General features: G+C 60.7%; 20 protein-coding genes. 11 read left to right on the top strand and 9 right to left on the bottom strand.

All coding sequences use genetic code 11. From position 1 onward, the window contains the following. The first annotated feature begins 93 nt into the window (after positions 1 to 93). Entirely contained in the window at positions 94 to 519 is a 426-nt protein-coding gene (locus GSQ75_RS08340; RefSeq protein ID WP_158754096.1) for an organic hydroperoxide resistance protein, read from the top strand. A gap of 83 nt (positions 520 to 602) precedes the next feature. Here GSQ75_RS08340 and GSQ75_RS08345 read toward each other — a convergent pair whose 3' ends face one another. After that, positions 603 to 1,136: a PepSY domain-containing protein gene (locus GSQ75_RS08345; RefSeq protein WP_158754097.1), complete on the bottom strand. Its 534-nt coding sequence runs from the start codon at positions 1,134 to 1,136 to the stop codon at positions 603 to 605. A gap of 243 nt (positions 1,137 to 1,379) precedes the next feature. Here GSQ75_RS08345 and GSQ75_RS08350 point away from each other — a divergent pair, with 243 nt between their 5' ends. Together GSQ75_RS08350 and GSQ75_RS08355 are read left to right on the top strand one after the other, a co-directional pair. Next, positions 1,380 to 1,763 carry a DUF202 domain-containing protein gene (locus tag GSQ75_RS08350; RefSeq protein ID WP_158754098.1) on the top strand — a complete coding sequence of 128 codons (384 nt, stop codon included), beginning with the start codon at positions 1,380 to 1,382 and terminating at the stop codon, positions 1,761 to 1,763. A gap of 268 nt (positions 1,764 to 2,031) precedes the next feature. Continuing rightward, positions 2,032 to 3,015, top strand: coding sequence for a YXWGXW repeat-containing protein (locus GSQ75_RS08355; RefSeq protein WP_158754099.1), 984 nt, complete (start codon positions 2,032 to 2,034; stop codon positions 3,013 to 3,015). Positions 3,016 to 3,171: 156 nt separating this feature from the next. Here the strand turns inward: GSQ75_RS08355 and GSQ75_RS08360 are convergent, their stop codons facing one another. Both GSQ75_RS08360 and GSQ75_RS08365 read right to left on the bottom strand, forming a co-directional pair. Next, positions 3,172 to 3,666, bottom strand: a complete 495-nt coding sequence (locus GSQ75_RS08360; protein WP_158754100.1) for a DUF3617 family protein — start codon at positions 3,664 to 3,666, stop codon at positions 3,172 to 3,174. A gap of 259 nt (positions 3,667 to 3,925) precedes the next feature. Beyond that, positions 3,926 to 4,177 carry an alkylphosphonate utilization protein gene (locus GSQ75_RS08365; protein ID WP_254058521.1) on the bottom strand — a complete coding sequence of 84 codons (252 nt, stop codon included), beginning with the start codon at positions 4,175 to 4,177 and terminating at the stop codon, positions 3,926 to 3,928. Positions 4,178 to 4,483: 306 nt separating this feature from the next. Between GSQ75_RS08365 and GSQ75_RS08370 the strand changes: the two genes are divergently transcribed. Beyond that, entirely contained in the window at positions 4,484 to 6,556 is a 2,073-nt protein-coding gene (locus GSQ75_RS08370) for an EAL domain-containing protein (protein ID WP_158754101.1), read from the top strand. A gap of 58 nt (positions 6,557 to 6,614) precedes the next feature. On the opposite strand, the gene GSQ75_RS08375 is transcribed toward GSQ75_RS08370, so the two are convergent. After that, positions 6,615 to 6,986 carry a hypothetical protein gene (locus GSQ75_RS08375; protein WP_158754102.1) on the bottom strand — a complete coding sequence of 124 codons (372 nt, stop codon included), beginning with the start codon at positions 6,984 to 6,986 and terminating at the stop codon, positions 6,615 to 6,617. A gap of 285 nt (positions 6,987 to 7,271) precedes the next feature. Continuing rightward, positions 7,272 to 7,934 carry a 2'-5' RNA ligase gene (locus tag GSQ75_RS08380; RefSeq protein ID WP_158754103.1) on the bottom strand — a complete coding sequence of 221 codons (663 nt, stop codon included), beginning with the start codon at positions 7,932 to 7,934 and terminating at the stop codon, positions 7,272 to 7,274. 336 nt (positions 7,935 to 8,270) lie between these two features. Here GSQ75_RS08380 and GSQ75_RS08385 point away from each other — a divergent pair, with 336 nt between their 5' ends. Together GSQ75_RS08385 and GSQ75_RS08390 are read left to right on the top strand one after the other, a co-directional pair. Continuing rightward, positions 8,271 to 8,699 carry an OsmC family protein gene (locus tag GSQ75_RS08385; RefSeq protein WP_158754104.1) on the top strand — a complete coding sequence of 143 codons (429 nt, stop codon included), beginning with the start codon at positions 8,271 to 8,273 and terminating at the stop codon, positions 8,697 to 8,699. Further along, positions 8,696 to 9,247, top strand: a complete 552-nt coding sequence (locus GSQ75_RS08390) for an NADPH-dependent FMN reductase (RefSeq protein WP_158754105.1) — start codon at positions 8,696 to 8,698, stop codon at positions 9,245 to 9,247. The genes GSQ75_RS08385 and GSQ75_RS08390 overlap by 4 nt, the downstream gene beginning before the upstream one ends. A gap of 39 nt (positions 9,248 to 9,286) precedes the next feature. Here the strand turns inward: GSQ75_RS08390 and GSQ75_RS08395 are convergent, their stop codons facing one another. Further along, complete coding sequence (locus tag GSQ75_RS08395; protein WP_158754106.1) at positions 9,287 to 9,775, bottom strand: DUF3455 domain-containing protein; 489 nt, start codon at positions 9,773 to 9,775, stop codon at positions 9,287 to 9,289. Between the two features lie 246 nt (positions 9,776 to 10,021). Here GSQ75_RS08395 and GSQ75_RS08400 point away from each other — a divergent pair, with 246 nt between their 5' ends. The 5 genes from GSQ75_RS08400 (at position 10,022) to GSQ75_RS08420 (ending at position 15,362) form a co-directional block, all read left to right on the top strand. Next, the gene (locus tag GSQ75_RS08400) at positions 10,022 to 10,390 is read left to right on the top strand and encodes a hypothetical protein (protein ID WP_158754107.1); all 369 of its coding nucleotides are present in this window, start codon (positions 10,022 to 10,024) and stop codon (positions 10,388 to 10,390) included. A 63-nt stretch (positions 10,391 to 10,453) separates the two neighbouring features. Then, a complete protein-coding gene (locus GSQ75_RS08405) occupies positions 10,454 to 10,981 on the top strand; it encodes a Spy/CpxP family protein refolding chaperone (protein WP_158754108.1) in 528 nt (175 codons plus the stop codon). A gap of 331 nt (positions 10,982 to 11,312) precedes the next feature. Beyond that, on the top strand, positions 11,313 to 12,521 hold the full coding sequence (locus GSQ75_RS08410; RefSeq protein WP_158754109.1) for an MFS transporter: 1,209 nt from the start codon (positions 11,313 to 11,315) through the stop codon (positions 12,519 to 12,521). A gap of 154 nt (positions 12,522 to 12,675) precedes the next feature. Further along, a complete protein-coding gene (locus tag GSQ75_RS08415; protein ID WP_158754110.1) occupies positions 12,676 to 13,173 on the top strand; it encodes an energy transducer TonB in 498 nt (165 codons plus the stop codon). A 155-nt stretch (positions 13,174 to 13,328) separates the two neighbouring features. Then, on the top strand, positions 13,329 to 15,362 hold the full coding sequence (locus GSQ75_RS08420) for a tetratricopeptide repeat-containing sulfotransferase family protein (protein WP_158754111.1): 2,034 nt from the start codon (positions 13,329 to 13,331) through the stop codon (positions 15,360 to 15,362). A 7-nt stretch (positions 15,363 to 15,369) separates the two neighbouring features. Here GSQ75_RS08420 and GSQ75_RS08425 read toward each other — a convergent pair whose 3' ends face one another. From GSQ75_RS08425 to GSQ75_RS08435, 3 genes are all read right to left on the bottom strand, one after another. Beyond that, complete coding sequence (locus GSQ75_RS08425) at positions 15,370 to 16,815, bottom strand: alkaline phosphatase family protein (RefSeq protein ID WP_158754112.1); 1,446 nt, start codon at positions 16,813 to 16,815, stop codon at positions 15,370 to 15,372. 108 nt (positions 16,816 to 16,923) lie between these two features. Beyond that, positions 16,924 to 19,698 carry a TIM-barrel domain-containing protein gene (locus GSQ75_RS08430; RefSeq protein ID WP_158754113.1) on the bottom strand — a complete coding sequence of 925 codons (2,775 nt, stop codon included), beginning with the start codon at positions 19,696 to 19,698 and terminating at the stop codon, positions 16,924 to 16,926. A gap of 178 nt (positions 19,699 to 19,876) precedes the next feature. Beyond that, complete coding sequence (locus GSQ75_RS08435; protein WP_158754114.1) at positions 19,877 to 20,785, bottom strand: LysR family transcriptional regulator; 909 nt, start codon at positions 20,783 to 20,785, stop codon at positions 19,877 to 19,879. Positions 20,786 to 20,840 lie beyond the last annotated feature (55 nt).

Raw genomic sequence — 20,840 nt, forward strand, 5'->3', positions numbered from 1 at the left:
GCTTTCATGTTTTATCCAAATACATAGCCCGCTATTTAATAGCCAACTACTTTTTAGCAGTACCACTCGACCACCCGAACAAGGAGACATCCCATGTCCATCGAAAAAGTCCTGTATCGCGCCAAGGCCACCGCCACCGGCGGTCGTGATGGTCGCGCGAAGTCGTCCGACGGCGTCCTCGATATCAAACTCACCACGCCAAAGGAACTGGGTGGTGCTGGCGCCGAAGGCACCAATCCGGAGCAGCTGTTTGCCGCGGGTTACTCCGCATGCTTTATCGGCGCGATGAAATTCGTGGCCAGTCAGCAGAAGCTGCAGTTGCCGGCGGATACCCAGGTGACTGGCCAGGTCGGCATCGGTCCGATCCCAAGCGGTTTCGGCATCGAAGTCGAGCTGAACATCTCGATTCCCGGCATGCCACGCGCAGATGCCGAAGCACTGGTACAGAAAGCGCACATCGTGTGCCCCTACTCCAATGCCACCCGCAACAACATCGACGTCACGCTGACCGTTGTGTGAGGTGATGCGTCACAAGAACAGGAAGGCGACGATGGCCCAATGGCCACCGTCGCCTTCTGCTTTTCGACCTGACAGGAGCTACCTCAGAGCAGCGAAAGCAGCACCGGCACGAGAATGCCACCAAGCAACAGCGCGCCAACCAGCTTCGGCTTGCGGCTGTAACGCCATGCCATGTAGAGCCCTGTCAAGGTTGATATCAAAAGGCTCAGGGCTACCAGTCCGAAGAAGATCTTCATCGGCAGCAGGTTCTTTTTCGGCTTGGCGCCTGCGTTTTCGGCGCTCCCGCTGGACGGTGGTGCCACCCGCATGTCGGCTTGCGCGTTCGCTGTTGTTGCAGCGGTCGCTGCATCCGCACCATGAAGATCACTACCTGGCGTAGCCACCTCCGCTGGACGTGCCTTGCGCACCGGCATCACCGTGGTCTGCTTCTTGTGCAGCTGCGCCATGCTCGCCAACCATGCGGGCGGCATATAGCTGCTACCGCGCGTCGTCTCATGCAGGCTGAAGGTCTGCAGGCCTCCGGTAATCGCGAAGAACAGCAGCATGGGCGCGGTAAACACGCCCAGGTAGAGATGAAGCTGGCGGACAAATTTGAGGACGCGATGACCAGCGGACATGAGAACCTTTCGCATTTGGCAAAGTGCGGACTCTAGTGGGTATTCCTGTTGCCGCCAACCTCTGAAGCCAACACCATTCGATGCAGCGAAACATGTCGGCCGCATGTGGCGTCTGACCTTTTCGTGATAACCAAGGCAAGGACGCACAATCGCCCATCGGCAAAGCGACTAGAGTGGCTCTCTGGAAGGAGTCCACGTCATCGCAAGAGTGGATGAAGCAACCCCACGGTACAGGCGCCCACCATGATTCCACGTTTCAGCGACCATGCCGCCAACGAGCGCACTTACCTGGCGTGGGTGCGCACGGCGATCGCCGTGATGGCATTCGGCTTTCTGCTTGAGCGTTTCGACATCTTTCTCTCCTATGCAAGCCGCGCCGCCGGTCAGGCGATCCCCGGACTGCATGTACGCGCCTCTGAGTGGCTGGGGCTGATCTTGCTGTTGTTCGGTGCTTTTGTAGTGCTGCTCGCCACGTTTCGGTTCAACCGGAATCGCCAGCGGATCGATAGTGACGACAACACAACCTATGGAGGCACCTTGCTGGAACGGCTGATGACAGGACTGTTGATTCTGATGGCCATGTTTCTGGTGGTCTACGTGGCACGACAGATCCTGGTGCTGGACTGAGTCCCGCCCAGATCATGTCGCCGTCATCACGCGATGCTGATCACAATGCAGACCGAGTAGCTGGCCAAGTCGCGGCAGCAGCTTGCGTCGTTGCGGAAAGATTGCCACCTCAGCCGCACTGCAAAAAACAAGTTACTCGAGGTACACCTTGTCGACTGCCAAATGAATGACTTCCGGCAAGCTCGTGCGCCTCGTCCTCCGAATCGTGGCTGTCCCGTTATCGTATGCAACACCGTCAACCCCCAGGGGTATTCCCATGAAGCTGCACATGCCTAGCCGTTCAATGATGCGATCTCCCCTGCTGCGCCGACTGGTCATGTCGACGGTGGCAGCCTGCTTTATGGCGATATCGGCCTCGTCTTTCGCAGGGGTGTTTGTCTCGATCGGCATTGCGCCGCCACCCCTGCCGATCTATGCGCAACCGGTCATGCCCGGTGATGGCTATATCTGGACGCCGGGATATTGGGCCTACGGTGGTGGTGGCTACTTCTGGGTGCCGGGCACCTGGGTTCTGGCACCTTATGTGGGCGCGCTGTGGACGCCGGGTTACTGGGGTTGGAACAACGGCTTCTATGTCTTCAATGCCGGCTATTGGGGTCCGCACGTGGGTTTCTATGGCGGCATCAACTATGGCTACGGCTATGACGGCGCGGGCTACCGGGGTGGCTACTGGGACCATGGTCGCTTCAACTACAACCGGAACGTCGGCTATAGCAACGGCGGTGGTCGCGTGAGCTATAACGGTGGCCGCGGCGGCCTGATGGCACGACCCACAGCGCAGGACAAGATGGCTGTACACGATCAGCATATGCAGCCGATGGCAGCTCAGCAGCAACAGGTTCGCATGGCCAGCCAGAATCGCGCACTGCGGGCCTCGGTCAACCATGGCGCACCGCCCATCGCCGCCACATCGCGACCAGGAGCTTTCAGTGGCAATGGTGTTGTCAGGGCAAACGGGGCGATGGCTGCAGCGGCGGCCAGTTCGCGCACTGCCCACGTGAGTAACCGCGGCAACATGAGCGCCCCACGCTCCGCCAGCTATGCACCGAGAAACGGCAACGCTCAACGGTCAGCACAGTACAGCCGCCCCGCGCGTAGTGCTGCTGGATATCAAGGGTCCGCGCGAACGGCTTCCGCCTATCACCCGGCGGCACGTTCGTATCAACAGGCACGGCCGCAAGCTCGTCCACAAGCGCGTCCACAGGCACATGCTCAACCGGCCCGCGGCGGTGGTGACAGGGAAAGGCACTAATACACTCGCGTACCATTTGAGGTGATTCCAGACAGAAAACGGGCCAGAGCAATCTGGCCCGTTTTCTGTTGCATCGATGTCAATGGCGAGGGCGATTGGCCCTTGTGCAGATGAAGTTCCAGCCGGTCCCGTAACCCGTTGCCCTCCAGTGCACCCTCAATGCCTTCCCGAATGAATGATGGTTCCATTCGCGGACATCCGATCCCCCGGCTGCATTCCTGCCGGGCAACTGCCGACATACTTCGAATCCTGGATCATCACGTCCCCTGTCTCGCCTCCAAAAGCAGGCGTGAAAGTCGAATGCGTCTCGGAATGGGCGGCGGTGTCGCCCTGAAAGGTGGCCACCGACTTTGACTGAATAGTTGTTGGGCCGACGACGCAACGCATCTCCACGGTATATGTACTCCCGTCGGCACTCTCGTTGATCTTGGTACAGCCCATCTTTACGTTGTTGGCGATAGATTGCACGTGCTGATCGTACGCATGGTTGCGGCAGATCTCCGTCGTGCTATCGGTTGTTTTGTTGCCAGGACTCGCGGTGTCCTGAAGGTGCATTTGCCAAAGCCCCTCGCGCAGCGGAGGGGGAGTTACAGCATGGGCGACACCGATCGGCATGGCCAGGAGTGCGGCTACGTAAACGAGCATCTTCATCGTCGTTGCTCCTTCGTGACGTCATTGGCCAGTCCCGCCAAATTCTCGATCGGATCACATACGGCTCGGTTATCGAACCGCTACCCACGTCTTTGGCAGTCCGCTCCCAAGCGATTCTGCGCCCGTCATGGGGGAGACCGGCAACCGGCCAATCGATTTAGACCGAAGAGCCGATCGCCGTTGCGCAGCAGAGATATCGGGTGCCGGGCCGCGCACTGCCTATGTTGGGAAAGGGTTGCCCGCTGACGCAAGCCAGACGTCAAGCCTTCCTCAGGAAGCAAACCTTCAACACCAGCCCCTTGATCTTGTCCGAGCTGCCTTCGATATGCTCATCGTCACCCTCGACCAGACGGATATTCCTGATCGCGGTGCCCTGCTTCAATGGAGTGGACGAGTCCTTTACCTTGAGATACTTGACCACCATCACCGTGTCACCGCTGTTGAGGACGTTGCCGTTGATGTCCCGCACCACGACGCCGGCATCAACTACCCTGACACCTTCCACGATCAGCCATTCATGGCTGCAATCGGCTCAGACGTAGTTGTCGCCATCCGGATAGGTATTTTCCATGGCGCAAAGCGGACATGCGGGTATGGTGGTCACGATTCGATCCAGCCGGGTCAGTCAAGGGCCGCGAGTATGTAAGCCGTCGCCACCTGCCATATGGCAGCCCTAGACCATCACCACCAATCACTTGCGGCGGAGCCCAGGTTGATTGCGGTCCGGCTCACGTGGCCGCAGCCGTCGCTGGAGGGGTAACATGAGCAGTGTCAGTCGCCCGACAGCGACCGCACAGGGGATTCCATCGGTGATTGTTTGACTCTGTACGTATCCAGTCTGCTGATTGCCTGCGGCATCTGTCTTTTCGCGGGCATCCACGCCACGTTTGCAGGGTCTGCGCGTGGACAGGAGCGCGTGTATTTCGCATTTGGCTGCCTCAGCCTGTTGCTCTCGATCTACCTTGGACTGACCGCGGCGCTTTATCAAACCGACACCGTATCGACGGCATGCGCACTGGTGCGCGCGGAAATCAGCTTCGCCTGTCTGATCTACCCGACCGGCATCTGGTTCTTCAGCCTGTATACGGGCATCGCCCACTGGCGGCGCTGGGTGACAGCTGCCGCACTGATCTTCGGCGCCCTGTTCGTGGTCAACCTGCTCTCTCCATACAGCCTGCTATATACCGACATCACCATGCGGCCCCCACTCGTGCTGCCCTGGGGTGAGACCGTACATGACTACACAGGCACCGAGTCGGCACACGTAGCCAGCATCTATTACACCGCGGTGAACGCCAGCTACCTGTGGGCCGTGTGCAGCTGCATCTTGCTGTGGCGCAGGGGCCAGGGTGCACGCGTGTGGTCGCTCACGCTCTATCTTGTCGTCCAGGCCACCGCATCGGTACATGCCGAGTCGCTCGACCACAATGGCAGGCGTGGGCTGACCTTCGATTCACTGGCATTCCTGGTGTTGGTGCTGCTGATGAGCGGCGTACTCAGGCGTGAGCTGCAACGGCGAACCCAGGCGCTGGCCGCCAGCCTTGACGGGCTGCGTAGCGAGACACAGCGCAGGGAGGGCGTCGAGGCGGATCTGCGTCATCTTGCCTACCATGACCACCTGACCGACCTGCCGAACCGCCACTACATGCATGAACGCCTGCAGGCCGCACTCGATTCTGCGGAACAGGGAGACGGCGCACTCATCCTGTTCGACCTCGACCACTTCAAGACCATCAACGAGGCACTCGGTCACGACGTGGGTGACGAACTGCTGAAGGGCGTCGCCGCACGCATCAGCGAAGCCGCACCCAACGGTGCGTGCATCGCACGCTTCGGTGGTGACGAGTTCGCGCTGCACATCTCCTCGTTGACCGACACTGGCGAACCACCCGCACAGGCGGCCCTGCGCATTGCGCATGAAATCACCACACGGCTCACCGCTCCATTGCGGATCGGCGACCACGACCTGGTCGTCGGGGTTAGTGCCGGCATCGCCCTGCTCCCCGGCCTGGCCCGGGATGTCGACAATGTGCTGCGCCAGGTCGATATGGCGTTGTACCGGGCGAAGGCTTCCGGACGGCATACCGCGGTGGTGTTTGAAAGTGTCATGCAGGCACAGGCAGACCGGCGCCTGCTGCTGGAGAAAGGCTTGCGGCTTGCCCTCGACCGCGACGAATTCGAACTGCACTACCAGCCCCAGCTCGACATGCAGGGGCGCTTCATCGGTGCCGAGGCGCTGCTGCGCTGGCGGCATCCGGCGCACGGCCTCATCGATCCGGTCGAATTCATTCCGATTGCTGAGGAAACCGGCCTGATCCACAGCATCGGCCGTTATGTCCTGCAACGGGCCTGCCTGGAACTGGATTCCTGGCCGGCAGCACACGCCCAGGCGCGCCTCTCGATCAACGTCAGCCCGTGGCAGCTGTTTGCGCAGGATTTCGTCCGCACGCTGCGGGAAGCGGTTGCATCAACGCGGGCCGATCCGCGGCGTATCACCCTCGAAATCACCGAGAACGTCTTCCTGCACGATCTGGAAGATGCTGCGGGCAAGATCCGTGCACTGGATGCCGCCGGATTTCATTTCTCCCTGGATGATTTCGGCTCCGGCTATACGTCGCTGGAAAGCCTGAAAAAACTTCCGGTACGCGAACTCAAGATCGACCGCACCTTCATCGAAGGATTGCGCGCCGGCTCGCACGACCGTTTCATCGAGGCGATGATCGCCATTGCGCACTATCTGGAGCTTTTCGTGGTCGCCGAGGGCGTCGAAACCGAAGAGCAGCGCACCGCCCTGGCTGGGCTGGGCTGCGACGCGATCCAGGGCTACCTGGTGAGCCGGCCGTTGCCGGCGCCGGAATTCCGGAACTGGCTTGCCCAGCACGCCAGCTGATCACTCATCGGCGGAAACATTGCGCGTCATCTTCATCGTTATAGGGCGGCGCGCGCGATCAGCCTTTATGCAGCCAATGCACGTGGATGCCGTTTGCCTTATCGTCGGTCCGATGGCCTAGCCGGCTCTCAACGACCTTGCCCCACTGGGTGACGTAGCCATTCCCGTCAGGCCGCTCTATCCGCACTCGCTCGCCTTGCTCGATTGGAAAAAAGGTCTCAAGAACCATCGCATCATCATCCTCCCAGGCCAGCATGGCTTGCTTGGAGGTACCGGCACCCCAGCCAAATTCGATACGGATGCCTTGCGGCGGGATGGTTGCGCGATTATCGAGATGCCAGTTATCGGTCTTGTTGAGCAGCGACACCAGCAACGGGTCGTTCCAGTCGACCGGGTTACCCGCTTTCGGGAAAGACTTTTCATCGGCCATGTGCGGAGTACCCCGTCGGAGGAACAACCATTGAGCATCCTGCCCACCTGCAGGCCGCCACGGGTCGATACCGCCGAAGCTCGCACGCCTGAAACGTGGGTCAGTGCAGTTACCTTGCCTGAAACCGAATTGCATGTCGTCTGATATGTACCGCGCGACTATAACTCGCGCAATCCAAGGCATCGCCTATGACCTACGGTCTATGTGCTGTGCCGCCTCAAACCTCGGCTAACTAATCCGGCCCTGCCACGCTGTTCTTACGCCTCTTGCAGTCATGCCGGTCCGTCACTCGTCGGCTGGCAGGTCAAATTCTTCAGGCCATTCGAACTCCAGCGGCTCGTGCGCGGTAACAACAAGCGGCCAGCGCCCGATCACTTCGTGCCTGGATTGCCCGAAAAAGCTGCGGATCAACACGAATTCGTGCGGTTTCCAGCTTATCGGGGGTATCTGTAGCTGGATCGAATCCATCGCGCCGCCACGCAACAGCGTGATATGCGGCAGGTAATTGGAGATGCCCAGCACTTGCAGCCCCTGGCGATGCTGGGCTTCCGCGATGGCCCGGCGCAGCGTCAACGCCGACGCGGCGGACGCACTGTCCGCGCAAAACACGAAAGGGAAGTTGCCGTCCCGGGCAGCACTGAGCCGCATCGCCGAATCCAGCGAAACCTCGAAGCACTTGATGTGCACTGCCTCGGCCGCGGCGAACAGGGCATCCTCCAGCGGCTGCTTCAATCGCTCCGACTTGCCCATGTCAACCAGCGTCAGATGGAAATCGTCGGAATCGACCGCAGTACCGATCAGTCGGTGCGTCTTGAGAAAGCGCTCGCGAGCCTGGGCGATTTCGACCCTGGCCTTTTCATCCGGCTTGAGGGCAAAAAAGAAATGGGTGCCGTCACTAGGTTTGTGACCGTGCGATGAGATCGGTTTGGTGTGTGACTCCAAGGCCATCTCTACCTCGAGCGATTGCAGGTGGCGGCGTTATCCCCGCAGTTCATCGTACAGGGCGTAGCAGCTCTGTCCAGATACGTTGCGCCACACCTTTCTTGCGAATCATTTTGCAAATTCTTGCGATGCCACACGTCACTCGGCACCGCATAAGCCACGAACTCATTGTCGCCAACGCTGGTGGCGAAATTAATCAGCCTGATCAAGGAAATCTGAGCGCCCCACCGAGGCTCAGCCTCAGTAGCATCGCGGCTTCCGAAGCATGCATTCAAGCCGCCCTTTGGCACACACGCTCGAATGCAGCGAAGATGCCGCGACACGCAACAGGAGAATATTTCCATGGCAATTTCCACCGTCCGGGCGATTACCAGCCCCACTCCGTTCACGGTGACGTTGACCGATGACCACGGACATACCTGGCTCGCGGATGAGCCACTCGAGGCGAACGGTGCCAACGCCGGCCCCTCGCCAGAACGGCTGTTGCTGTCGGCGCTCGGTGCCTGCACGGCCATCACCCTGCAGATGTACGCGTCGCGCAAGCAATGGCCGCTGACCGGGGTCGGGGTGGAGCTGCGCTTCAATCCCGAGGGCAAACCGGCTGCCGGAACCGACATCACGCGTGCGATCACCTTGCAAGGATCCTTGACCGACGAGCAACGCGAGCGCCTGCTGCAGATCGCGAACGCCTGCCCGATCCACAAGGTACTGACCGGCGAGGTGCGCATCGCCACGCGACTGGAAACAGCTAGCACAGGAGCATCCACATGACCAACATCCTGGGCATCTCCGGCAGCCTGCGCGCGCAGTCCTACAACACTGCGCTGTTGCGCGCTGCACAGTCTATGGTCGATGCCGACGTCATGCTGGATGTCACCACACTGCACGGCATTCCGCTCTACGACGCTGATCTGGAGCAGCGCGATGGCCTGCCCGCGCCAGTTGCAGAGTTGAAGGAGCGCATCGCCGCCAGCGATGGCGTGCTACTGGTGACACCGGAGTACAACAACGGCATTCCCGGCGTCTTCAAGAACGCCATCGACTGGCTGTCACGGCCTGCAGCTGACATCCCGCGCATCTTTGGCAACCGACCGGTTGCCGTGATCGGCGCATCACCTGGTGGATTCGGCACGATCCTCGCCCAGAACGGCTGGCTGCCGGTACTCAAGACGCTAGGCACACGGCAGTGGTCGGGCGATCGGCTGCTGGTGTCGCGCGCCTACAAGGTGTTCGACGAGCACGGCGAACTGCAGGACGAGGCGATCCGCAAACAGCTGGGCGATTTCCTGCGCGGCTTCGCGACCTATATCGCCGGTTAGTTGAAACACTGGCGGCAACGCGTGCTGATCCAGTGACGATCAGCCGCGGAAGAACAAATAGATCGCGCTATACGGTACCCGTAATTCGGCATTTGCATGACTCGCGTCGCAACCGCGGGTCGGTGCCATGCCACCTTCGGTTCGCGTACGGACGACATACTCGACACTGGCCATCTCGCCGGTGCCTGCATGCGACTTGGCGTGGAGTACGAGCCAGGGGATAGCGCCCGGATTGGGTGAAGGAGAAACATTGAGGGGTTCGCCAACCACGCTGCTGCCGTCATTGGCCTGCCAGCTCGGCCCGGCGAAATGTTTGCCGATAATGTTGCCCTTGGCATCGCGCAAGGTCGCATCGGGGGCCTTCAACGTCCATGCATAGGTGTCGTTCGATGCCTTCTTGCAGGTATAGATCTGCACGCCCTTGCCAAAGGCCTCGAGAGCCGGCGGCTTCGCTGGCAGCCCTTCGGCACGAACAAGTCCGGCGATACCGGCCAGGGCGGCAACGCCCACCAACCACTCTTTTCGCATCGCATTCTCCTGAATCAGGGTGGGAGCCCGTTCCGGCGGGAGGTGGAATGAACCAATCCCCACTTCCCCATACTGGTTAATTAAACCTGCACACGATTTGGCATAGACTCAGTCGTCGGTGACGGGAATGACATGCCAGGCGTAACTGTCATTGCCCATTGTCGCCGTGGTGATCCCTATCCTCGCATGCATTCGATGCCGGCCACACGCATGCGATAACAGCGACATAGTGTGGAGGATACGTTCATGACTCACACCTCTCGAAATCCTTTATATCGCCAGATCGCAGTAGCGCTCTTTGCCGTTGCGGTGACCGCTTCCGCGTTGCCCGCTCATGCTCAGTATTACAGGCACGATGGCTATCGCGGACGCCCGGCTCCGCAATATTATCGTCGTGGCGGTGGCGGCGGCGGTGCGCTCATCGCCGGTGCCTTGCTGGGAGTGGTTGCCGGCACGGTCATCGCGAATTCAGTGGCACAGCCACCACCGGCCGTGATTTACACCGCGGCGCCACCGCCGCCGCCGCCGGGTGAGGTTTACTACGACAACAGTGCACCGCCGCAACCGCAACCGCAGCCGCCACCACCACCACCGAACCAGCCGTACCAGGGCTAAGCGCCACGACGGACCGGCATAGGGCCGTCATTGATCGGACCACGTGAATCGGAGCATCCAACTATGAAAAACGCAATTCGTAACGTTGCTGTGCCCGTATTGTTGACGTTTGCCATGCTCACGAGTGCTGCCTGGGCGCAGCAGACAGCTACGACTTCGGACGCGTCATCTTCGACCGCGCCGGCTGCTGCAAAAAACCACTCGCAAAAGCGCGCGGATGCCGTGGAGCAGCGCATCAGCGACATGCACACCCAGTTGAAGATCACCGATGTGCAGTCGAAGCCATGGGACGCTTTCGCCCAGACCATGCGCGACAATGCCAAGAATACCGCTCAGGCATTTCAGGATCGCGCACAGAAGCTTTCATCAATGAACGCCGACGAAGCCATGAAGTCTTATGCACAACTCGCGCAGAACCATGCGGACAACATGAAAAAACTGTCTTCCGCATGGAGCGACCTATACGCCGTATTTTCGGCGGATCAAAAGCAGATTGCAGATGACATGTATCGCAACCAGGGTGCCAAGCGGCACAGTGCTCCACGCAAGCACAAGGCTAGTGCGCCAGCGAGCGCCGCTTCTTCAGGCTAAGCCTTGGCTCTGGTCGGGAACGACGAAATGGGTCAGCGGCACCAAAGGGCCAGAGAATTTCTCTGGCCCTTTTGCGATAGAGCGATCACGTGGCAAGCACCGTTGGCGTCAAAGCATCTGCGCGACGGACGGCCCTGCAGCATCGCCATCAGCCGGACGTGACGGATCGCGGCGCGAGAGACGGGCCTCACCGTCGATCACCATTGAACGCAAGCACAACGCATTTGATGAAGAAAATTTCATGCGATGCTGCAATGCGTCATCGATGGGTACAATCACCTATGCCCGCGATATCCACGCCGGCAAGCCGCCCCACTCCCACGATTGACTCATGACCGATGCTCCCTGCGTTTCCGCGATTGCGGAAAGCCGCCGCCCCGCCGTGCTGTTGCCGATCCTCAGCACCGTCGCTTTCACGTTTGCCACCTATCTGACCATCGGGCTGTCGCTGGCGGTGCTGCCGGGGTTCGTCCACAACAACCTTGGTTTCGGCGCAATGCTGGCGGGGCTGGCGATCAGCATGCAGTATGTGGCAACACTGATCAGTCGCCCGCATGCCGGACGCATGGCCGATGCGCTGGGGCCCAAGCGCACGGTGCTGACCGGACTGGCTATGTGCGCAGTCAGCGGCGCACTCCTGCTGGTCGGTGCCCTCGCTGTCGGTCGACCCGTGCTCAGCCTCAGCCTGATCCTGCTCGCGCGCCTGACACTGGGCTGTGCCGAAAGCTGCGTCGGTACCGGCTCCATCGCCTGGGGCATGGGTCAAGTCGGCCATGGCCACACCGCGCGGGTGATTTCGTGGAATGGCGTAGCCACCTACGGTGCACTCGCTGCCGGCGCACCGCTCGGCGTCTTGCTGCAGCATCAATTCGGCTTCGCGTCGATCGGCTTGCTGACCCTGGTACTCATGCTTGCCGCGTTGCCACTGGCACGACTCAAACGCGCCACGATGGTGGCCGCCGGTGAACGCTCGCCGTTCCGCACCGTGGCCGCCCGCGTGGTGCCTTATGGCATGGGCCTCGCGTTGGGTTCGATCGGCTTTGGCTGCATCGCCACCTTCATCACGCTGTTCTATGCGGCGCGCGGCTGGGATGGTGCTGCGCTGACCCTCAGCGTGTTCGGCGTGATGTTCGTTGGCGTGCGCTTCGTATTTGGCCGCACCATCAACTGGCTGGGTGGCTATCGCGTCGCGATGGCCTCGCTTGCGATCGAGGCGATCGGGCTGATCACGCTGTGGCTGGCCAGTGACGTGCACATGGCGGGAGCGGGCGCCGCCATTGCCGGGTTGGGCTTTTCACTGGTGTTCCCCGCCCTCGGTGTGGAAGCCGTCAATCGCGTGCCCGAACACAGCCGCGGCTCGGCGCTCGGCGTGTTTTCCGTATTCATGGATGTGGCGATGGCCATCGCCGGCCCGATCGGCGGCTGGATTGCCGGCGGCATGGGTTACGGCGCGATCTACGGTTTCGCGGCCGTGGCAGCGATGCTGGCGGTTGTGCTGACCCTGGTGCTGAAGATCCAGGCATCAGACGCGATCCACTGACACCGCATGGCCTCCATGTATTTGGCCACCTAAAGGCAAAAGCATCTGTCCGCACTCCCAAAATTGCATCCCGCAAACAGCGTGAGCTAAGGTTGCAGGTCACTGGCGGCCACTCGCGGCATCAGCCGGTTGATTACTCACAGGGCAACTGCACATGCGATATCTGACGACCTCGTTACTCCTTGCCATTTCCACGGCTTGTTTCGGGCAGACGGCTTCGACCGGCAATGACAGCGCGAAGATGACGCCGGAGCAGCAGCGGCAGCAATTCCGATGCGAACAGACCAGGGAGCAGATCCAGGAGCAACTCAACCGCAAGGTTACAAGTCCTTCCGATCGCGACAACCTCGCGTCGCTACGGAAGAGCGAAAGGATCGACTGCGTCCCTCCCCTGGTATCGCCGCCGCCGTCAGCAGCCAGTCTGCCAGCAAAATATCCCGCCCAGGCGGTGCGCCAACACCACCAGGGCGTGGTAATCGTTCGTGTGGACCTTGCCGCCGATGGTTCGGTAACAAGCGAGAGTGTCTATCAGTCGAGCGGTTTCCAGGAGCTGGATCGGTCGGCCCTGGACGCGGTGCGCAGCTGGCATTTCGACACGAGATTGGGCCTCTCTCTGAGAGTGCCAGTCAGCTTCAACGCCAGCGCCAATTGATACGCTTTCGTCCTGGCGGGAGACACTCTATATAGACTATATAGAGGTCTGCGAAATCAGGCGCATTTCGCCGGTTTGCCCGGATGTATCGTCCCTGCGTGCGCATTCGCAACATCCCGGCGAGATCTGCGTCGCCGTACACCTCAAGGGCAACCATGTCGCACGATGAGAAGTCGCAGCATCGACATCCGACACCAACGGTCGCGGCCAGCTCGCCCAGCCGGCAGGATATGGATGCGCTGGTCGGCCTCGTCAGCCGGCAACAGCATGTTGAAGCGGAAGCGTTGGCGCGCAAACTGATATCGCGCTTTCCCGAGCACGGCTTTGTCTGGAAGGCGTTGGGTGCGTCACTCAAGCCGCAGGGGCGCATGCTGGAGGCCGCAGCCGCCCAGCAACAGGCCGTCGCACTCTTGCCGGGTGACACCAGCGCACATTACAACCTGGGCAACAGCCTGATGGCCTTGGGGCGAACCGCCGAGGCCGCCGACAGCTATCGCCGGGCAGTCGCGCTCAAACCGGACTATGCCGAAGCCCACTGCAATCTCGGCAATGCGCTTGGCGCACAGGATCGGCTGCTTGATGCTGCAGCCAGTTACCGGCAGGCGCTGGCGATCCAGCCGGATCTCATCGAAGCCCATGCCAGGCTCGGCCACGCCCTCATGGCCATCGACCGCCCTGGCGAAGCCGAGCAACATTTCCTGCATGTTCTGGCCGCGCGCCCGAACGACACGCAAGTGCACAACAGCCTGGGCGTCATGTATCGCAGCCAGGGTCGCGCCGTCGACGCCGAAGCCTGCTATTGCCGCGTGCTGGCGATGACCCCGGACTCCGCCGAAGCGCACAACAATCTCGGCAATGCGCTGCATGACCAGGGTCGCACCGACGAAGCGGAGTCCTGCTATCGCCAGGCGCTGTCCATCAACGACGCGATCGCCGAACCGCATTTCAATCTCGGCAACATCCTGCGCCATCAGAACCAGCAGATCGCTGCGGAGCGCAGTTACCGGCGCGCGCTCGAGATCGAGCCGAATTACCTGATGGCGCTCAACAACCTGGGCCTGTGCCTGAAAAAGCAGGGTCGGCTCGAGGAAGCCAGCGCATGCTTTGAAGCCGCCATTGCGATCAAGCCGGACTTCCTCCAGTCGCACTGCAACCTCGCGCCATTCAGGACCTATGCCGCGGACGACGCCCACCTGCGTCTGTTCGAAGAGCAGCAGCACCAGCTTCCCACCCTGCCGATAACAGGGCGTATCAGCTACTGGTTCGCCCTGGGCAAGATGCGTGAGGATGCCTGTCGCTACGACGATGCATTCAACGCCTACGCAGAAGGGAATCGCCTGCAGCACGCACAATTCCCGCACGATGAACCACGTGAGATGGCGCTGATCGAGCGCCTGCAAGCCGTGTTCAGCGCAGCCTTCATGGCCAGCCATCCGAAGCCGGTCTATGCCGCCGACAAGGCACCGATCTTCATCGTCGGCATGCCGCGCTCAGGCACGTCGCTGATCGAACAGATCCTGTCCAGCTATCCTGGCATCCACGGTGCGGGCGAGTTGACGGACCTGGGTGACGTCGTGCACTCCATCAGCGCGAAAGCAGGCGCAAGCGCTTACCCGGAGATCGCCGGTAACTTATCGACGGACGAATTCCGCCGCCTGGGCAATGCCTATATCGCACGCGTCTGGCAACTGGCCACACACGCGGAGTGCATCACCGACAAGCTGCCAGCCAATTTTCTACACGTGGGCATGATCCACCTGATGCTGCCCCACGCAAAGATCATCCATGCGATGCGCGACCCGATGGACTCGTGCTTCTCGTGCTACTCGCGCCTGTTCGAAAGCAACAATCTCGATTTCGCCTACGACCTGGGTACCGTGGGCCGCTACTACACGCGCTATATCCAGCTGATGCAGCACTGGCACCACGTGCTGCCGGCTGGCACGGTACTGGATCTGCGCTACGAGGACATGGTGGCGGATACCGAAGGCCAGGCACGGCGCCTGCTCGACTATCTCGGCCTGCCCTGGGACGAACGCTGCCTCGACTTCCACCAGAACAAACGCATCGTCAAGACCGCCAGCATCGCCCAGGTGCGCAAGCCGATCTACCGATCGTCGATTGCACGTTGGAAGCACTTCGAAGCCCGGCTTGGCCCGTTGCTGGATATCGTGAAACCTTATCGATGAACTGCTGCTAGCGCATCGTATTGCGGGCTGCCTTCCATGCTGCCAGCCGTTGTTCGATGTAACTTGCGTAGTCGTCTCCGCTATGCAGCGTGGGAAGTTCGTGATGCGTGCCACCGCGGGCATCCGGCACCGGCAGGCGCGAGAGCAGCTCGGCATACACCTGCTGCAGATGCGAGGGTTGATTCGCCGCCGGATTCGCGCCGCTTGATGTCGGCACGACGATACCGGCCAGCGGATCGTCGGTGCGTGCCGCCGCAAGGGTGAGCACGGCTCCGATGTCGGGCGCAGCTGCATCACGCGCGGTCAGTGCCGGCACGTTCCAACGTTGTTCTATCGTCTTGAGTATCGAGGTGTGGTCGAACGGCATCGAACCTTCGGGCACGCGGAACACTGTGCCCGCGGGAATCCACGGCGAAATCAGTACGGTCGGCACGCGCGGACCGAAACGCTTGAAATCGAATCCGTATTCGCCGGCCGTCGCGTCGGGTGGCACCGCACCGGCCGGTGGCGGAACGTGGTCGTAACAGCCGCCGTGCTCGTCGTAGGTCACGATCAGCAGCACTTCGTTCCAGGCCGCACTGTTGCGCAGGGCGTAATAAACATCGTGGATCAACTGCTCGCCGAGCGCGACATCGTAGTTCGGATGCTGGCTGTTGCCGCTCGAACCCCAGCTCGGTTCGAGAAACGTATACGAGGCGAGCGTGCCGTTCGCCGCGGCCGCCTGGAAATCCGCGAACTGGCCGAAATTCGCATCCGCTGCATTGGTCAGGTCGGAGAAGGTAACCCGGGTCAGCGGGTCCGCGTCGTAGCCGTAGATCATCCAGCTGATGTTCTGCGCAGTGAGCGCGGCATAGATGGTCGGCGCAGTGAACGACTTGGTGGTGTCGTCCATATGCCCTTGCGAGGTGGCGGCATGGACGAAGGCGCGATTGGGCAGCGTCTCGGTCGGCACCGAACCGTACCAGTAGTCGCAGGCCGCGAAGCCACGCGCCAGCGCGGACAGCACCGGCAACGTATCCGGCGTATGCATGCCCATGATGTCGGACGCGACCGTTCCTGCCAGGATCGACCACTTTTCCGTCGTCTCCCAGCCCAGCGTGTAGGAGTAATCGCTGACGAAACCCTGGTTGGTCGCCACCGGTGGCGTGGGTGCCGTATTGCTGCCGAATAACTGCGCATTGGTTGCGGTGTATCCCTCGCCGGGATCGGAGCCCGGCAGAAAGTACGTGTTTGCCGCGCCGGCCTGGATCTTGAATACGGTGACCGGCGCCGTGCCGAGGGCGCCCGGATTCGACTCCGTGCCGGTCAATCCCTCGAACGGCTGGCCTGCAGCGGAGATGTTGCCGGAATCCGCATAGAGAAAGCCGAGCATATGATCGAAGGAACGGTTCTCCAGCATCAGCACGACGATATGGTTGATCGCGGCCAGTGGATCCGTAGGTGCAGTGGGCATGTCATATCGCCTTCTTCTTGCAGGGTGAGGACACCATTACGCCTTTTCGGCTGTTGTCATTCAATCATCGGCGCGTTTCGACAACGTTACCCACATCGCACGTCCACCTCAGTCCGTACCATCTTTCGATGCCCACTCCACCTTGATCCTTTCCCGAGTGCTGTGCGCGGGCAACAAGATCGTCGCCGTCGCAGCGCCTGCATCCCACGTCCAATCATTGAAAGCCGTGCCGTTCACGGACACCGACTGCGGCTTGTTCGTGCCGTGGATGCGCAGTTCTGACCGTCGTTGTACCTGGCCGGCAAATGAACCCTGTGTCGGTCCGATAACGACCTGATGGGATCCATCAGCAGTGGTGGCATGCGTCATCGGGGTCAGCGCGTAGCGACCATGGGTGTAGTCGAGGGAAATCCCGTCATCCTCGTATAAGTTGAAGTTGCCCTTGCCTGATCCGTAAACATTAAGAATGACCGTATCCAAAGGTTTGGCATCCGAATAGGCCAGGTCTTTTCGTTGCTCGGGGATGATCGAGCCTTCGCGGACAAAGACCGGCGTTTCATCAACCGCATAGTGCACAGTGAACGAAGTACCTCCGCCGTAACGCTTGCCGGTAAAGAAATCCATCCACTGGCCGGGCGGCAAATACACGGTCCGATTGCCGCTTGCATCAAGCACGGGAGCGACCAGCATTTCCTCGCCGAAGAAATATTCGTGCGGGTGCTGGTAGGCCTCTTCCAGATTCGGATATTGCAGGTACAGCGGGCGAAGGATCGGCATGGATTCCTTGTGCGCCACCCATGTGTACGAATAGATGTACGGGATCAGCTGCGTGCGCAAGGTGAAATATTTTTTCATCAAGGCGATGCCCTGGTCGCCGTAGACCCATGGCATGCGCATGTTGCCCTCGTACGGGTTGGCGTGGGCGCTATGCATCCGCAGGAACGGGCTGAACGTGCCGAACTCGATCCAGCGCGCATACAGGTCGAAATCGATCTTCGCGCCATGGAATCCACCGATGTCATGGCTGATGTACGGCACCAGAACGTTTCCGCCGCGAGCGGTGAACGCGACTTCGTAAGCAAGCACGGGCCACTCCGAATACGTATCGCCGGTAAAGAACGCCGGATAGCGTTCGCTGCCCCAGTCACCGTAGCGGCTCAGGATGAATCCACGCTGCCCGGTTTCCTGTTGCGTGTAGTCGTAGAAGACCTTGTTGGTCCACAGCTGCTTGTTCAGGCCAGGCATGTCGACGGCACCACCACCGCCATCGACCCACCAGACATTCACCCCTTGCTGCATCAGCGGCTTGTGCAGATCGCGCATGAAAATATCGGCCTGCTGCTGGTTCGACAGGTCGAAATAGATCCGCTGCGGTGGCTCGACATTCCTGATCGCGACCGGGCCACGGAGAATGCCACCACCGTTTTTTCCGGTCTCCACACGGAGGGCGATCTCGATCCGCTGTCCGGCTTTGACGTACGGCGTGATGTCGGTATAGGTCAAGCGCCGCGGCCATTGGATATGACTATGTGTCACTTCCCTGCCGTTAATGAAGATCCGGTAGTTCTCGCCGACCTCGCCAAGATACACATACAACGCATCCGGGAGCTTCGCTGGCAGTCGAACCGAGGTTCGATACCAGGCAATACCCTGATAGGCCTGATAGCCCTGCTCCTGCCATGGCATGCCAGTCCGGATCGGTTTCCAGTGCCCATCGGCGTGATCCGCCGCGAACCAGCGATGACGTAGGCCCTGGTCATATGGATCGGTGGAAAATTTCCACTGCTTCGAGATATCCATGTCGAACGAAGGCTTCGGAGGCAGCGGTCGTCCCAGCGCCTTCAGCACTTCCGGTGCGTGGCTGTCGTTAAACGACAGGATGCTCTCGTCGGTGTTGGCATAGCCCGGATGATCGTTGAGGCTCACCTTGATGCCCTGTCCATGCAACCAGCTCAAGAGCTGATCGGGATGCGGTATGAGCGGACTCCAGTCATAGCCGCCCTGCCAGCCGTAGTTGTGCCACGCGAAATCCAGCACCAGCGTGTCGAGCGGAATGTGGTTCTGACGGAACCGCGAAATCTCGTCCTCGAGATGTTGCTGGTCGTAGCGTTTGAAGGCCGGCTGCCTGGACTCCGCCGTGTCGGGAAAATATTCGAAATTGAAATCCGTGATCCAGGGACCGAGGGTGTACCGCGGAATCATCGGGATAGCTCCGCACAACTGCGCGTACTCGTCGAACACCTTCCGGTAATCGCGGTTGTACGTGAAGAGGTACCAGTCCTGGCCGTCCGGCTGCTGGCGCGGTTCTATCCATGTTCCCTGCGCATTCCATACCGGGGTCTGGCTGTCGTCGATGAACGCATAACCGTTGCGGCTCAAAAGACCGGGCTTGGCCTTGGCGAGCGGCACGTCGATGCCCGGGATGATGTCGTTGACCGGGCTTTCGAGATCCATCTGCCCTTCGGGCAGGTTGGCTTTGCTGATGTTGTCCAGGGAATAAGTCAGGCCGCCCAGATTACGCGGGTCCACGTCACCGGGGCGCCAGTCGCGTGCACGATCGCCGGGATTGTTCCAGGTCACCTTGAGGTTGGTCGCGGTAAACGGGCCGGATCGCAGCTGGTAACGCAGTGTCATGGCACTGGTAGTAGCGGTCAGCCAGCCATCCTTCTGTGTCGATTGGACGCGTACTGCAGGCCAGTCCCTTTTCTGCACGACCGCCGTGGGCGCATCGACAAACGCTCCGGAAGGCGAGTACTCCATCCGTACCAGCGAGGGCGTCAGGAATTCGAAGCGGGCCTTTCCAGCTACAACTGTGGGCCTGCTTTGCGTTTCGGCACAGGACAGCAGCAATGCGGGAATGCATGCCATCAGCAGCCATTTCATGGCTGTGCGAGCGGTGCGGAGGGTGAGGGCCATTCGGGATGTGCCTCTGCCTGGTCGGTCGTGGGTCCAATCAACCTACGCCCTTTTTGACTCGAGTTCCAAAAACTGCGTCATGAACCTCCTTCCCAACGTAAGAGAATGGACGTCCATTTTTCGCGATAAAAAGGATATCCAGGGCTCAGGCGCTCGACCGCACCAGCGACTGAAACCCGTCCGACGAGCCATCCACGAACTGCTCGGTGAGCATGCGGATGAAAGCAGACACTTTTCGGCTGACGTGACGGTGTGGCGGATACAGCGCCCATACTTCGATCCTGCGCTGCGCGACTACGCCCCAATCGAGCAGGCGGCCGGCGTCCACATCGGCCTGCACCAGAGAGCGCGGCATCATCGCGGCGCCAACGCCGTCGAGTACGGCGTCATGCACCATCGTCATCGACGACAGGCGCAACACCGGCCGGATGCGCAAGGCCAGCACGCCCTTGGCGTTGGTCAGGCTCCACGGCGCGTCTTCGGGCATGCCAGGCAGGATCACTGCCGGTATCGGCCCGGCATGGCTGTCCGATTCAGGGCGAACGATCGACGGATGCGCGGCGACGATCAGTTCGTCACGCAGAAAGCAGCGGCCAGCCAGTTCGGTGTCGGGTTGGGGATTGGCACGAATGACCAGGTCATAGCCGTCCGCCAGCGGATCGATGAAGCGGTCGTCCGCGGTGATTTCCAGTTGCACGTCGGGAAACGCGGCCGCGTATCTGGCCGCAATGCGACCCAGTCCACGCTGCGCGAAAAGCACTGGTGCATTCACCCGCAACCTGCCATGCGGCAACCCGACATCGCCCATCAGCGCTTCCTTGATGTCGTCGATGCGATCGAGCAGCGCGGCGGTCTGTTCGTGCAGCGCGGCGCCTTCTTCGGTCAGCCGCAAGGTGTGCCCCCCGCGCTCGATCAGCAAGATGCCTAGCGCATCCTCCAGTTGCCGCACGCGACGGGATAGCGAGGCCTTGGGACGACCGGTGATCCGGCTGGCCCGGCCAAAGCCACCGTGACTGGCTACCGCGTTGAAGTCAGCGAGCGCTTCCAGATCCATATATGTTCCACATATGAGACATCGTGTCTTGATTTTACGGCTTTCGTACCTTCAG

It is taken from the genome of Dyella sp. S184, assembly GCF_009766065.1.
GTDB lineage: Bacteria > Pseudomonadota > Gammaproteobacteria > Xanthomonadales > Rhodanobacteraceae > Rhodanobacter.

Bases quoted from the DNA above. Each gene is read 5' to 3' on its own strand.
- GSQ75_RS08380 (WP_158754103.1), bottom strand. From the start codon at position 7,934: ATGGCCTTGGAGTCACACACCAAACCGATCTCATCGCACGGTCACAAA.
- GSQ75_RS08345 (WP_158754097.1), bottom strand. From the start codon at position 1,136: ATGTCCGCTGGTCATCGCGTCCTCAAATTTGTCCGCCAGCTTCATCTC.
- GSQ75_RS08385 (WP_158754104.1), top strand. From the start codon at position 8,271: ATGGCAATTTCCACCGTCCGGGCGATTACCAGCCCCACTCCGTTCACG.
- GSQ75_RS08420 (WP_158754111.1), top strand. From the start codon at position 13,329: ATGTCGCACGATGAGAAGTCGCAGCATCGACATCCGACACCAACGGTC.
- GSQ75_RS08400 (WP_158754107.1), top strand. From the start codon at position 10,022: ATGACTCACACCTCTCGAAATCCTTTATATCGCCAGATCGCAGTAGCG.
- GSQ75_RS08395 (WP_158754106.1), bottom strand. From the start codon at position 9,775: ATGCGAAAAGAGTGGTTGGTGGGCGTTGCCGCCCTGGCCGGTATCGCC.
- GSQ75_RS08435 (WP_158754114.1), bottom strand. From the start codon at position 20,785: ATGGATCTGGAAGCGCTCGCTGACTTCAACGCGGTAGCCAGTCACGGT.
- GSQ75_RS08425 (WP_158754112.1), bottom strand. From the start codon at position 16,815: ATGCCCACTGCACCTACGGATCCACTGGCCGCGATCAACCATATCGTC.
- GSQ75_RS08375 (WP_158754102.1), bottom strand. From the start codon at position 6,986: ATGGCCGATGAAAAGTCTTTCCCGAAAGCGGGTAACCCGGTCGACTGG.
- GSQ75_RS08360 (WP_158754100.1), bottom strand. From the start codon at position 3,666: ATGAAGATGCTCGTTTACGTAGCCGCACTCCTGGCCATGCCGATCGGT.
- GSQ75_RS08430 (WP_158754113.1), bottom strand. From the start codon at position 19,698: ATGAAATGGCTGCTGATGGCATGCATTCCCGCATTGCTGCTGTCCTGT.
- GSQ75_RS08350 (WP_158754098.1), top strand. From the start codon at position 1,380: ATGATTCCACGTTTCAGCGACCATGCCGCCAACGAGCGCACTTACCTG.
- GSQ75_RS08415 (WP_158754110.1), top strand. From the start codon at position 12,676: ATGCGATATCTGACGACCTCGTTACTCCTTGCCATTTCCACGGCTTGT.
- GSQ75_RS08405 (WP_158754108.1), top strand. From the start codon at position 10,454: ATGAAAAACGCAATTCGTAACGTTGCTGTGCCCGTATTGTTGACGTTT.
- GSQ75_RS08390 (WP_158754105.1), top strand. From the start codon at position 8,696: ATGACCAACATCCTGGGCATCTCCGGCAGCCTGCGCGCGCAGTCCTAC.
- GSQ75_RS08355 (WP_158754099.1), top strand. From the start codon at position 2,032: ATGCCTAGCCGTTCAATGATGCGATCTCCCCTGCTGCGCCGACTGGTC.
- GSQ75_RS08410 (WP_158754109.1), top strand. From the start codon at position 11,313: ATGACCGATGCTCCCTGCGTTTCCGCGATTGCGGAAAGCCGCCGCCCC.
- GSQ75_RS08340 (WP_158754096.1), top strand. From the start codon at position 94: ATGTCCATCGAAAAAGTCCTGTATCGCGCCAAGGCCACCGCCACCGGC.